Annotated in this window: 11 protein-coding genes and 1 pseudogene; 4 read left to right on the top strand and 8 right to left on the bottom strand. The window is 58.4% G+C overall.

Annotated features, from left to right (window positions below; all coding sequences use genetic code 11):
- Positions 1–103: 103 nt before the first annotated feature.
- Positions 104–304 (top strand): annotated as a pseudogene (locus tag QHC67_RS17830) (SUMF1/EgtB/PvdO family nonheme iron enzyme); the annotation flags it as partial.
- A gap of 778 nt (positions 305–1,082) precedes the next feature.
- Positions 1,083–2,156, top strand: a complete 1,074-nt coding sequence (locus tag QHC67_RS17825) for a glycosyltransferase family 2 protein (RefSeq protein ID WP_319296368.1) — start codon at positions 1,083–1,085, stop codon at positions 2,154–2,156.
- A 12-nt stretch (positions 2,157–2,168) separates the two neighbouring features.
- Here the strand turns inward: QHC67_RS17825 and QHC67_RS17820 are convergent, their stop codons facing one another.
- Entirely contained in the window at positions 2,169–3,989 is a 1,821-nt protein-coding gene (locus QHC67_RS17820) for an ABC transporter ATP-binding protein (RefSeq protein WP_319296366.1), read from the bottom strand.
- 182 nt (positions 3,990–4,171) lie between these two features.
- The gene (locus QHC67_RS17815) at positions 4,172–4,444 is read right to left on the bottom strand and encodes a hypothetical protein (protein ID WP_319296364.1); all 273 of its coding nucleotides are present in this window, start codon (positions 4,442–4,444) and stop codon (positions 4,172–4,174) included.
- Positions 4,445–4,603: 159 nt separating this feature from the next.
- On the opposite strand from QHC67_RS17815, the gene QHC67_RS17810 reads away from it, so the two are divergent.
- Positions 4,604–6,070 carry a bifunctional cytidylyltransferase/SDR family oxidoreductase gene (locus QHC67_RS17810; protein WP_319296363.1) on the top strand — a complete coding sequence of 489 codons (1,467 nt, stop codon included), beginning with the start codon at positions 4,604–4,606 and terminating at the stop codon, positions 6,068–6,070.
- Positions 6,015–7,283: a CDP-glycerol glycerophosphotransferase family protein gene (locus QHC67_RS17805; protein ID WP_319296361.1), complete on the top strand. Its 1,269-nt coding sequence runs from the start codon at positions 6,015–6,017 to the stop codon at positions 7,281–7,283. Before QHC67_RS17810 ends, QHC67_RS17805 begins: the two co-directional genes overlap by 56 nt.
- A gap of 272 nt (positions 7,284–7,555) precedes the next feature.
- Here QHC67_RS17805 and QHC67_RS17800 read toward each other — a convergent pair whose 3' ends face one another.
- From QHC67_RS17800 to QHC67_RS17775, 6 genes are all read right to left on the bottom strand, one after another.
- The gene (locus QHC67_RS17800; protein ID WP_319296359.1) at positions 7,556–8,587 is read right to left on the bottom strand and encodes a glycosyltransferase; all 1,032 of its coding nucleotides are present in this window, start codon (positions 8,585–8,587) and stop codon (positions 7,556–7,558) included.
- A 322-nt stretch (positions 8,588–8,909) separates the two neighbouring features.
- Positions 8,910–9,023, bottom strand: a complete 114-nt coding sequence (locus QHC67_RS17795) for a LysR family transcriptional regulator (protein ID WP_319296357.1) — start codon at positions 9,021–9,023, stop codon at positions 8,910–8,912.
- A gap of 259 nt (positions 9,024–9,282) precedes the next feature.
- Complete coding sequence (locus tag QHC67_RS17790; RefSeq protein ID WP_319296355.1) at positions 9,283–11,277, bottom strand: protein-L-isoaspartate(D-aspartate) O-methyltransferase; 1,995 nt, start codon at positions 11,275–11,277, stop codon at positions 9,283–9,285.
- Positions 11,270–11,794, bottom strand: coding sequence for a hypothetical protein (locus tag QHC67_RS17785; protein WP_319296353.1), 525 nt, complete (start codon positions 11,792–11,794; stop codon positions 11,270–11,272). The genes QHC67_RS17790 and QHC67_RS17785 overlap by 8 nt, the downstream gene beginning before the upstream one ends.
- 2 nt (positions 11,795–11,796) lie before the next feature.
- Positions 11,797–12,168, bottom strand: coding sequence for a hypothetical protein (locus tag QHC67_RS17780; protein ID WP_319296351.1), 372 nt, complete (start codon positions 12,166–12,168; stop codon positions 11,797–11,799).
- Between the two features lie 14 nt (positions 12,169–12,182).
- Positions 12,183–12,569, bottom strand: a complete 387-nt coding sequence (locus QHC67_RS17775) for a four-helix bundle copper-binding protein (RefSeq protein ID WP_319296349.1) — start codon at positions 12,567–12,569, stop codon at positions 12,183–12,185.
- Positions 12,570–13,289 lie beyond the last annotated feature (720 nt).

Raw genomic sequence — 13,289 nt, 5'->3', positions numbered from 1 at the left:
CTCTTGCCCATTTCCAAACTCCTTCATAATCCAAAATAACAGAGATTCTGGACCACTCAGAAGGGGGCAGATCAGGTATTCGGCTGCATCCGACGGCCCATCCTCGTGCTGTGGAAGTTCGGACCGCATGGCCGCCAGCGTCGATCCGCGCGCACCCGCTCCTGTCCCGCGCAGGGTATTGAAGGGCGGGTCGCATCTGTGCGCCGCAAATTATTGCAGCCGCTACCGACCTGCCGCGCGCTGGCCGCAACCGATCGACACCTCGACATCGCACATCGGATTTCGCTGCATCATTCGACGATGAGTCAGCTGTTTGAATTTACCGGCAAGGGATTTCCGATCGAGATTGCCGTTGGTCTTCGTTGCCCGGTTTCCTGAAAGCTTACATGTTGCTGGCGGGTAGCGGGAGGAGTGGGCCGCGCATGTTTTGAGATCAAGAAGACGGTTCACCGGGAGCACAGACCCTGAACACCGATCCACATGAGATCAGGGTAAATGCACATAGACTTCACCTTAGCCGTTTCGGCTTGCTATCTTCAATGCACGATAGCTATCTCGTTCGTCCAGCCAAGCTGTCCAGGCGGTTACTTCGGGTGTCTGCAAGCCGGATTACTCGAGAAGGTCAGAAGCGGGCCAGCGTCTGCTGAATGCGTTGACCCGATTATAGTTCACCCGATTATACCAGCGGCCGAGAAACTCGTTGAACCCATGCCTTCCCCATATAGGAAGGCCAACGCCGCCCTGTACACGCGTAGACCTGCTTTGCCGGCGCTCTGAGGCCGCCGAACGCCAGATCCATCGCCGCGCAGGCGTCCTGGACGATCGTGATGGTGTAGCCATTGTAGCGACGCGCCTCGTTGCGCCGATGCACCTGACTCATCGCGCCAAGGACCACCTCATCGATACCACGCCCGTCCAGGCCCTGCTTCAGTTAAGTGTCGCGGAAGGAGTTCGGATGGTTCCTCAAGGGCAATTGCGTGCCGCAAGGGCCAATCCGTAAAAATCACTAGTGCACTTTCCGGAATAGACGGCAAGAAAGGGCTATGGGACCACCTGACGTTATCCGGGGTTGGGGATATTGAATGCTAGGTCCTCCACTCGATGTTTCATTTGTAATTCCGACGCATAACCGTTCTGACCTCCTGGGCGAAACGGTCAAGTCCGTTTTACGTCAGACGGTTTCCCCCCGAGAGATCATCGTCGTCGACAACGGAACTCAGGGTCGAGCGGCAGCAGCGCTCGAACCCTTCGGGTCCAAAGTCCGGCTGGTCAAATCCACGCCCAACGTCAAGCAGAGAGCGCGGAATGTCGGCATTGAGCTAGCCTCTAGCGAGTGGATCGCAACGCTCGACGACGATGACCTGCTTGCCCCTGACTACCTGGCCGAAATGGCCAAGCCGATGATCGACGGACGGGCGGATATCATATCCTCCGACCACCGCAAATTTCGTGGAAGTGAGCATGACGCTGAAACCAACTTCGAAATGGCGCCGCCGGGATACTGGGACGGCATTCCTATTCCGTCGGGTGAAGAGCCATGGTCCTATGTCGGGAAATTTCCGATCGACCGGCTGTTGAAGCGAGTGCCGATCTATCCTTCGACGATGATTATCCGGCGGAAGTTCGCCTTAGAGATCGGCGGCTATGATTGCCAGATGCTTGGTATCAAAGCCGAAGATCTGGAGTTCCTGATCCGCGCCTTGACCCACGGCCATCTGGCGCTGGTCTGGAAGCCGCTCGTCCAGTACCGATTGCACGAGGGAAACGATACGGCGAGCCTGGATGGACAGGCTGTCGGACGATGGCAAATCTTCGAGTTCGCCAGGCAGAACCACGCCGACCTGCCCGACTATTTCTTGGCAGCGCTCGCCAGCGATTTACCGACAAGGAGGCGGAATATCTACGCTGTCGCGCATCGGCTAGGCGACCACGAGACGCTCCGTCGGCTTCGAGAGTTGCTGGCCCCCGCTGATCTGATAGATATTTACAAACGGGCTTTTCGGAACTGCGATAGCGCCCTCATGCAGAATGTCGTTTCCCTGATCCCAGGGAGCGCGTGGACGATAGACATGAAAGCACGACAGATGATTGCTTTCATGCCGCAGCCATTGTTGCGCTCGTTCAAGAGGTCCATTTCCGCGCTCAGGTTTCGTTGAACAGTTCTAGCACTAGCCGCAGACTGGCTTTCGCTGACTCTCGCCTTCGATCAACTGCGAATATCTTCCACGCTGGACGACCCTGCCGCCTTCTATGTGATAGATTATGTCGCAGTTGCGTAGCGTCGTGAGGCGGTGGGCGATCATGATAATTGTGAGGTCGTTTCCCAACCCCTCGACCGCCTCGATCACCGACGCTTCCGTCTCGTCATCCAAAGCGCTGGTGGCTTCGTCCAGAACAAGGACGCTGGCCTGCTTGTACAGGGCGCGGGCGATGCCGATGCGTTGCCTTTGGCCGCCGGATAGCCTGACGCCGCGCTCGCCGACCAAAGTGTCATAGCCCTTTGTTTGACCTCCGATATAATTATGGATGTCCGCCTTACGGGCCGCTTCATATACCTGCTTCATGTCGATCTTCGCGCGATCCACACCGAAGGCGATGTTCTCCACGATGGGGCCGTCAGAGAGGTAAATCGCCTGCGGCACATGGGCGACCCGGTTTTGCCAGGCAGCGACATTGCATTTCGTTAGTTGCTCGCCATCGATGCGGATTGCGCCCGCGCTCGGTTCAAGCAGGCCCATGATGAGGTCCAGCATGGTGCTTTTCCCGCTGCCGGTCTTGCCCATGAAGCCGACCCGCGCGCCCTTCGGGATGTGAAGGTCCACATGATCCACGGCATAGGGACTGCTGGCAGCATATCGGAAGCACACCTGCTCGAATCTTATATCGCGATTGAAGGGAATTACGTGGCCCAGAGGGGCGGAAGGCAGCAGGTGAATGCTCTGCGGACCTTTCGCGCCCGGCTGATCGAGAAGGGCCAGCACGTCGAAGAAGGTGGACCTGTTGTTCATGATCTGCGCCCAGCCATTATAGGTCTGCTGAAGCAGCGGAAGCAGACGCTGTGCCCCAAGGGCCAGCGCGCCGAGTACCGGGAGAGCGGCCGTCAGACCGCCTTCGCCTTTGACGAGGAACAGCGACAATACGGCGATCAGCACCATGCCGATGCTTTCGATCACGAAGCGAGGGGCGACGCTGATAAGCGCATTGGTCGCCTGAGCGTCCCGCAGCCTTTCGTCAATACGCGAGAACTTCTTTATGTACACCGCCTGCGAACGATCAATCAGGACGTCCCGGATACCGCCGAGCCCTTCCTGAACCGTCTTCATCTTAAGGGTGCCTGACTGGGCAATGATCTGGCTGTTCGCCCGCAGGCGTCTCCGCGTTGCGAGCGAAACCGCGAAATAGATCAGGCCGAAGCTGGCGGTAGAGAGCAAGGCGACGCGCGCGTCGACGAGCAGCAACCCGGCAAGGATGAAAATGGCGATGATGAGCGACGTCAGCCCCTGCATCAGCGGCAACATCATGCCATTGAGCACCTGCTGAACCTTGTTGATGCCCGCGAGGATCTGACTGCTATTATGTGCGACGTGAAAGCTGTAGGGCTGGAACAGGACACTTGAGTATAGGGCGACACCAAGGTCGAAGCCCACGCGAAATATGAACTTCTGACTCGCCCAGGCGAGCAATATGCGGATAGCTCCTGCAGCAAGGGCAATGAGGCAGAAGATCACGGCAAAGGCCGTCACCGCGCTCTCGTGATTACGAAGATCAAGTATGACCAGCATCTTGCGGACGGCGGCATACTGGCTGGCCGCTTCCGGGTCGGTGATGAAGGCCAAGAACGGCAGCACGGACCCTATCGTCATCAATTCCGCGACGGCCCCTACCACCATCAGGGCGAGGACCAGGAGACCCTGCCATCGGCGGCGAGAGGAGACATAGTGGAAAAGTTGCAGGAGGCCGCGCCAGATACTCGTAGTCGGTTGTGTCATTGCGCCGTCCGTGTGCGCGCGGCCGATATATCAAAGCAGCGCTTGTTGCTCAAACCTCCGCAACGCTCGGGCTGCTTACGCCCTAGTCTATCCTGTGCGAGTGGCGCTTACACTCGGTACTATCCCTTAGTAGTGGCCGTTGCAGACGGATCAGCGCCTTGCGACCTTCCCGAGTGCTGACGCTATAGAGCGCAGGACAAGTCGGCGTGCCGACCGTGGATCAGGACGATCACATCGGCAGTCACATCGTGCCTGCCTTGCATCAATTTCAGCACCGTTCCGTCCCGCAGGGTGATGACGGGGCCGCGTCCGTCGTTTCCTTCGCTCTTGATGAAGGCGGGATCGACGTGAACATAATAGCCGTCGCGATGATTCAACTGGGACAATATCCTGGCCATATTACGAGCCTCGATGTTGAGTTTCAGCAATGCTGCAGCGTTTAGTATCGGCATCATATTTCATTGATATGACAGAAAGAGCGATGGGGAGAACCATGGCTCTGAAGTCCAAACGTTCAGAGGCAAGGACGAACGGGAGTTGCGTGTGGGAACTACGTATATCGCCGGAGGCGCGTTTGCCATAGTCGAGGACAGGACCATTCTTTAGAGTGACTTATGTCGAGATCCATCGCTATCATTCTGGCTAGCGGCACAGGCGCACGCTCCGGCCTTGGCCGTCCTAAACAGTTGGTGAAACTGGCAGGGCGGCCGGTCATTGCCCATGCGATGAAGCGTTTTCAGGACCACAAGGGCATCGATGAAATCGCGATCGTAACCAGTCAAGCCTGTCTTGGCGACATCAAATCCCTCGTCCTTCAAGAGAGCTTCTCGAAGGTGAGGCGGATCCTTCTGGGGGGCAACGAGCGCTATGAATCATCGCTGGCAGCCATCAGGGCTTATGCCGACGAGCACGACTCCGATGACCTCAACCTGATCTTTCATGATGCCGTTCGTCCACTAGTGAGCGAGCGGATCATCAGCGAAGTGCTCGACGCGCTTCAGCATTATTCGGCGGTAGATGTCGCGATCCCCTCCGCCGACACGGTCGTATTCGTCGACGGCGATACCAACACCATCAGGGAAATTCCCGATCGAAGCAAGGTACGGCTGGGCCAAACGCCACAGGCATTCAAGTTATCGGTTATCAAAGCGGCCTATGACCGCGCACTGTTGGACCCGGATTTCCGCACCACGGACGATTGCGGCGTAGTCGTCCGATACTCACCGGAAGTGCCCGTCTATGTAGCGAACGGTGCGCCTAGCAACGTGAAGCTCACATATCCCGATGACCTGATGCTTATCGACAAGTTGATGCAGACCAATGCGGGCCGCCGCCTCGATGCTGTGCCGGAGACAACACTGCTCGCCCGCCTTCATGGGAAGACAATTGCGATCTTCGGCGGCACCAGCGGCATCGGCGCATCGATGGCCCGCATGGCAAGCGCCTATGGAGCGAGCGTGCATGTCGCCAGCAAGTCCACGGGCGTGGATATCGCGAACGCGGCGTCCATCGACACATTCCTGAGCGAGGTCGCCGCATCGGATGGTCGGATCGACGCAGTGGTCAATGCTGCGGCCGTCCTCAATCGGCAACCTTTGATGAACATGAGCGAAACTCAGGTGGCGGAGGACGTGAACACGAATATCCTTGGCGCCATCCTGCTGGCGCGGTTAAGCTATTGCCATCTGATACCGCATCGCGGGCACCTGCTGTTCTTCGCCTCCAGTTCGTACACCTATGGCCGGGCATTTTACTCGACATACAGTGCCTCAAAAGCGGCCGTCGTTAACCTGACACAGGCTCTTGCAGACGAATGGGCCGACGGTCGGGTACACGTCAACTGCGTGAACCCGGAACGCACCCAAACACCGATGCGCGTGAAGGCCTTCGGTCATGAGCCTCCCGAGACTCTCCTGAACCCGGATGACGTCGCAAGAAAGGCTCTGGGAATCCTGGTGAGCGATACGACTGGATTTATATATGACATTGTTCGGCAGGATGAGAGCACGCGGCCTGCGACTATTGATGGGGGTATTGAATCTCACCGTCTACCCGCTTTCGTCGCTGGTGCCGCGAGATGAGCGACGGTGGGCCTTCGGGCATCAGGGAGGCCAGTTCGCAGGCAATGCCAAATATCTGTACTTGTGGCTATCCATCTACAGGCCGGACATCAAAGCTTCCTGGATTACCTCCAACAAATCCCTGGCACGCTTCCTGAGAAGCGAAGGGTATCGCTCGCATAGCAAATGGTCCTTCAGCGGCATGATGCATGCCCTTCGATCCAGCGCCCATCTGTTCGATCACAGCGTCAGCGACGTGAATCTACTGGTAAGCTGCGGAGCCAAGCTGATAAATCTGTGGCACGGCGTGGGCCTCAAGGCCACGCAGTTTGGTGACAGCGGCGGGGTCGTCAGCAGGCACAAGAAATATGAACGCAACTGGTTCATGAGAGCCCTGTTCCTCGATTATCTGAAACGTCCCAGTATAGTTGTGACCACATCGTTTTTCATGCAGGAACATTTTTCGAGGCAATTTGATCTACCTCGGGAGCGCTGCCCGAAATTGGGTTATCCTCGACTGGACCCGGCTAGCGATGCGCCCCTCAAAGCCATTGCGCTCGATCTGGACCGCAAGCGAAACCGGCACAGTATCGATGACAGCTTTTCGGAACAATATGTCTATTTGCCGACATATCGCGATACCGAACGGAGTTTCCTGGAGGAGGCGCTGCCGGATTTCGACAGACTTTCGGAAGCATTGTCAGCAAGAAATGCCGTGCTTTATGTGAAGCTCCATCCACGCACGGCGGGCACGATCCCGGAAAAACATTCGAACATCCGGTCATGGCCACCGGGCGTGGATTTCTATGCGCATATGCATGAATTCGACATCCTCATCACGGATTATTCCTCCGTGCTCTACGACTATCTATTCGTGAGGCGTCACGGGGCGATTCTCTATACCTTCGATTTGGCAAGGTATCTCCAAGAAGACCGACTGCTGCTCTATCCCTATGAGGAAAATGTGGCAGGCGTTCGCACCTCCTCCTTCGAGGACCTGTGCGCAATCCTGGAAAGCGGTCGGGCGCTACACCCGTCCTGCGACGAGCAGGTCCAATGCATCAGGGATAGGTTCTGGTCCGGCTCCGCGGCACCGGCGTCGCCGGGAATAGTGCGCTATGTCGAGGCGCTCGTAAGGGGCGATGGTGTGATAGCGGACCCCGTTGATACAGTTTCAGCACCGCTGGCCAGCGAGGCCAAGGAACTAGCGTGGCGGATGCGAAAGGCTTCATGAGCCTTGTTCGCTCATGACGAATGCGAGGGGGCGCGCTTCTTCACCTTCCTTCTGGGCGTCAGTCTCTATCCTCTGTCCGGCTTTTTCGCGCACATGCCGCAGCAACGCCCTCAAGAGCCTGAACAACATCAGTACTACGATAGCTCTGTCGAACGTCGAGCGCCGGCGAAAGTCGGCTGAAGTGTCGACAATCTACAGAATGCGGATCTCGCGGCCGTCGAGCAATATATTGCCGGAGGTGTTCAAAGGCGGCCAAGTACTCAAAGATAAAGCTACCGATCCATACGATTACGTGGGTCGAACGTGGCACAAAGGTCGTTTAAGAGCAAACCGGCAGGAACCTTCCACGCTTTCTCGCGGGAAAAAGTACTTCGTGCAGCTAGTTGAAGGAAAGCTCCCATTCTGGATATGAGAGGAGCCGAGGAATAAATAGTCTCCCGTAAATTAGATAATTTAGAAAATGACTTGAACCGATTTATATTGGAAATTGGAAGATTTTTTACTCTAGAACGAATTTCCTCCAATAGGAGGGAACGGTTCTCCAAAGCGCTCGTGGCAAGTGCTGTACGTTCGTATTCCTTAATTCTGTGAGGCACTTGATCCTGGGAATCTTTTTTCTTTTTTTTCAATCCGCCGAACACGTTATTCTCATGCTGTCTATACAGTACAAGTTGGTCATCCAAGATCACCACTTTCCCTAAATTTGCTGCAACAAAGGCAACCCAGCGGTCGTGGCCCATCTGTTCGCCTGGAGCAAAATGACTGACCGAATGTTCCCACAGGTCATGAAATTGAAGGATAGTAGCGCGAAACACTTGGGAGAACCCATAGATCAGCGGCCAAGGTCCTGACGATAAGATGTCCAGTGGATCCAGGCCTTTTGCGGGATCGAAATCTCCAATTTGTGTTCCGTGTGTGTCAATCAAGCGAGCTTTGTGTGCTACCAGTATGACCCCGGGATCGTCGAAGTGCCCCACTACGGTAGCAAGCTTATCCCGCAACCAAATATCATCTTGGTCGCAGAAGGCTATCAAGTCCCCACGACAGAGCGATGCTGCTTTCATAAAATTTCTGCGATAACCAAGTCTTTCTTCGTTGCGTGTCAGGCGGACTGGGAAGGGGGCATTCCGTGAGAAGCGCTGAAGTATTTCAAATGTGTCATCGTTGGACTCATCGTCGCATACCACAAGTTCCAATGGCAGAGTGCTTTGAGCCGCAAGAGATTCCAACTGGTCGTCTAAAAACTCACGTCCGTTATAGGTCGCTAAAGCTATGGAAATAGAAGGCGAAGCGACCGTGCGCATGATCCAATCGCTCCAATCGACCTAAGGACGGTCATGGTGCGTCATCGTGGAGAAGATCGCAACCCTTTGCTCCGGACCTCCCGCGCCGTGCCGCAATGAAATGATTGATCCAGTTATAGGGAATGCTTGAAATTAGGCGCGAGGGGGCTTTTCTGGGCGGGTTATGTTAAAGCGTCGGACGGGGAAAGGGAAGAGTCGCAGCGGAATGACTCGCACCACGGAAGAGCCTTCGGGATGCCATTCGGCCGCGGTGCCCCCCCCGGCAGACGATTGCCCTGTTCTGCTTCGGCGAGATCGGTCAGTGTGCGCCACGCGGCACCAGCTAGGACTGCCCCTCGGCCGTTAGGGACAAGGCACGCCTGTTCCGTAGCAGGAGGTGAATGCCGGAACGTCGTTCGATCCGGTCTACCGCGCGGCTGACAGTCGAGGGCACCATCACTTGGCCGATGTCCGAGCCGGATCGATAGCGTTCTTCGCAAGCTTCTTCTTAAGCGACCTGGTATCCTTGGCACGCCCGGTGATCGTATGCGGCGGAAGGCATGGGCATCCACGAGCGCGATCAGAATGTGCTTACCGCATCAGCTAACGCTGCGTAGGCCGCATGACCCTGAAACTGAATTCTTCGAAGTTCCTTGCCCACGATCGACGTCGAGTGCTAACCAGAAGCCAAAGGTCGACTGAGACGGTACGGACCGCTATTCGCCAAACGGATAGGTCTCCGGCACACCCTGATGGTCCTCCGGTCCGAGCGGCGTCACCGCTCGGGTCTCGTCAAACCAGACGAAGGCGTCGAACTGTTCGGGAAGCACGGCCTGGCTGTAATGGCTCCAGAGTTCGGTATCAGGCCGATAAATGACGCCGATGAACCGTTCAAGCCGTGGCTCGCTCAGCCGCCGGCGCAGCGCCTCATGTGCGCCCGGTGACATGTCGAGCAGGAAGCGGGCCTTGCCGCTGTCGTGGAACTGACGTTCGTAGCTGTCGGACCGGGACGGGTTGACCCGCTTCACTTCCATGTCGCCATCCCAGTTGGTCGCGGCCGCAACAGTGCCGGTGTGCGTGCCGAAGCCGATGAGCGCTGCATCCCGGCCATAGGCCTCGCGACAGAGCTGGCCGATATTGAGCTCGTCGCGAGAAACGCCCATGTCGGTATGGCGTGCATCGCCGACATGGCTGTTGTGCGCCCAGACGATTGCCTTGGCGTCCGGCCCCTTGGCGTCCAGCAGGTTCTGGAGTGTTTCGAACATGTGCGTGTCGCGCAGGTTCCAGCTCTCCGCCCCGCCATAATACATGATCCGGTAGTAGCGCTCGGCGGAGGCGATCAGCCGCGCGTTCTGGGCAGCGTCGAGGAAAGCGTCGCCGTCGTCTTTCGCGTAGTCGAGACGTTTCTGCAGAAGATCCCGGCACTGGTCGATCACGGCCCTCTCGCATTCGGCATAACCCCGCGACAAGGCAGCACGCCCGTAGGTCGCCGGATCGCTTTGCCAGGGCGTCAGGCAGCCATAGCGCTCACGCGCGACCGCCGCCGCGTCGGGATCGACCTCGTCGAGATAGCCTAGCACCGCGCCGATCGATCCGGACATGTTGTAGATGTCGAGGCCGTAGAAGCCTGCGCGCGAATCCATGTCGGCGATCGTTTGATTGTGATCACGCACCCAATGGATCAGCGCCTGGATATCGGTGTTGCGCCACATCCAGGTCGGGAAGCGCTGGAACGGTTTCTCGGCACTGGTGCGATGCGGGCGATGGCGCACATAGCTATCGACAGTTGCGGCGTCGGGCCAGTCGGCCTCGACCGCGACGATGGTGTAGCCATGATTGGCGATGAGATGGCGGGTGATCGCTGCCCGCGCCTGGTAGAATTCGCTGGTACCGTGGCTCGCTTCGCCAAGCAGGACGACCCGCCGGTCCGCAAAGCGATCGAACAGCCTGCCGAAGGCAGGATCGTCGAACGCCGGAAGGTCTTCGGCCGCCTCGGCGATCATTCCGGCAAGCGACTGGCTGCGAGAGATGCCGGGCACATGATTGCTGGCCGCGCGCCTGCCATCCTCCTTCCAGCCTTGCTCGCCGATCAGCGGAACGAATCTCACCGCCCCCAGATCTTCCTCTTCGAACCGGCTTTCGCTGACGCGCGTCACCTTGCACAGCTTTTGCTCGTCGGCATCGCCGACGGGGATGACGAGCCGACCGCCGAGCGCGAGCTGCTGCTTGAGCGCATCGGGCACGTCAGGCCCGCCTGCCGCGACAAGGATCGCATCGAATGGCGCTTCCTCGGCCAGGCCGCGGGTGCCGTCACCGATGCGGATATCGACATTGTCATAGCCAAGCGCGGCAACGCGCTCTCGGGCGAGTTCGCCCAAGGCTGCATGGCGCTCGATCGCGAATACCTCGCCGGCGATCTGGCCGAGGACGGCGGCGGCATAACCCGATCCGGCGCCCACTTCGAGAACGCGATCATTTTGCTGGATCTCGGCCGCTTCGGCCATGGCCGCCACGATATAGGGCTGCGAGATCGTCTGCTCTTCCTCGATCGGGAGCGCGGAATCCTCATAGGCGAATTCCTCCAGCCCCTCGCGCACGAACCGCTCACGCGGCACGGCGCGCATGGCCCTGAGCACGCGCTTGTCTCGGATGCCACGCCGCGCGAGGTGGGTATCAACCATGCGGTCACGAAGCTTCGCATAATCAGGCATGGCCAGTTCCCGTTCGTAGCGATTCAGATGAGCTGGCCGGCGCTGGATCGCGGACCGGCACCCCAAGCTCGGCAAGCCTGGCTATCGTGTTTCCCGCATCCTGGTGATGGACGAAGATGCCGCCCGCTTCTTCCCAGAGATGAGCATGCTTGAGCTGATCATCGACAAGGATGTCGCCTTCCTGCGCATGATTGCGCTTGTCGACCGCCATCACCGTCAGAATCCTGGTTCCGGGGAAATGCTCCGCAGCCCAGCGCACTTTCTGCGGCGCTGCCCACTTGCCGCGTGGCAACCCGGTGAGAATGACTGGATCGAGATGCCTAACCGCCTCGAACAGGCGCATCGCATCGGGCATCAGGGGAAGCGTGCCGTAAAAGTCGGGATGCCGGGCACGCTCGCGCCAGGACGCGCCGATGCCGCGGCGTTTCTCGAACACGCGTGGCGGCATTCCCAAGAGTTCTGTGGCGGCCCGGTCGAAGTCGGCAAGCACGCCGTCGCAGTCTAGGTAGAGCTGCATCGCTAAAACCGCGCCGGTCTGATTTTGATGGGCACCGGATCGTCGAGCGGGCGCCAGCCGCGCTCGGCGATGACGTCGTTGCTCTCCACGGGTTTGCGGCCGCGTGTGCGGTCGAGCGACCAGGTGATGTGGTAGGTGCTGCCATCGGGGCGATCGGTCGAGCCATCGATCGCGACCACCATCGCCTGCAGGCCCTCGCCATCATTGATGCCACCCACAATCTCGGCCCCCTCCGCCTCGGGCAACGGGTCGTTCTCGGCGGCCCGCGCATCGAGCGTGATATGATCGGCAATCACGTCGGGCCATTCGGGCGGAAACCGCTCCAGGAGTTCCTCGCGCTGCTTCCTATCGAGCATCCAGCCGGTGACAGGCATCGTACATTCCTATGTCACAGGATCGTCGGGATCGCCGCGCGGCAATCGGCTGCGCATTCCCGGCACATCTCGGCGCAGAGCTTGCAGTGCTCATGATCGTGCCGGGAGCATTCCTCGGCGCAGAGATCGCAGATGCGCGCGCAGGTCTCGAGCATCATTTGCAGCGCGTCGACGTTCTGGCCGGTCCGGCGCACGGCGAGCCGCGCGGTCGCAGTACAGACATCGGCGCAGTCGAGGCACGAACGAATACATTGTCGCATGTCCATCGCCTCGGCCACGCAGGCGTCGGCGCAGGAGGTGCACATCTCGGCACAGAACATGGCGTGGCGCGCGGCAGTCGCCAATATCTCATTGAAATCATCCACGTCAGGGTGGAGCGCGATCATCTTATGGATCGACATGGCTCATCCATTCTCTCGGCAGCAGCGTGCGGGCATGACCTTTCTCCTCGGGTCGCCCCCATGTGCAACTCGCGACAAGCCGATTGGTTCTGAGCGTGGCGATCGGATTGCGCTGTTTCGCTGGATCGCTTGGATATTACGACGAATGGTATGAGAAATTCCGCTGGTAGTGTCCAAGGTCGGCGCGGCCCACTATCATTGAGCCTGACTATGGCAGGTGAGATGAATGCGATCAGCGAATAGGTTCGGCAGATTGTCTTCATTTTGGAGGAAGAAGGCTTCGGCGCGCCCGCGGGCGAACTTCTCACAGAGATCAGTCTCGGCACCGAGATCGCCCCGCCCGCCTCGGGACGGAAACTCCCCCGCAGCAGCCCGTAACTGTGCAGGCGTTGAGAAAACACCATGTTGACCCACCCATGACATCCGAAACATAATCGCAAGGTGGGTCACTTCTCAGCAGCAATCAACAGGACTTAGGCCGTCAGGTCGGTCCCGATGATATGAACAACATGCTCGGCGACAAAGGTAAAACCACGAACTCCCTCAATGTCCGATAGACACGTGGTGTTCGCTGTTTCAGTGAGCACCAGGCGCAAGCGGCCAGCCGCCCATGTTGCGCCGCCAATGGCGCCGGGGCCTCCCAGTGACCGGCCCCCACTGAGTGGTCCGTGCTGATTGTTAGTGCATTATCGCCTCCGTTGCCATTGCCGCCTGGAGGTG

This window comes from Sphingobium sp. (assembly GCF_033795625.1).
GTDB lineage: Bacteria > Pseudomonadota > Alphaproteobacteria > Sphingomonadales > Sphingomonadaceae > Sphingobium.
Note: the sequence above shows the minus strand (reverse complement) of the source record. Positions and strands in the feature narration are given on the sequence as shown.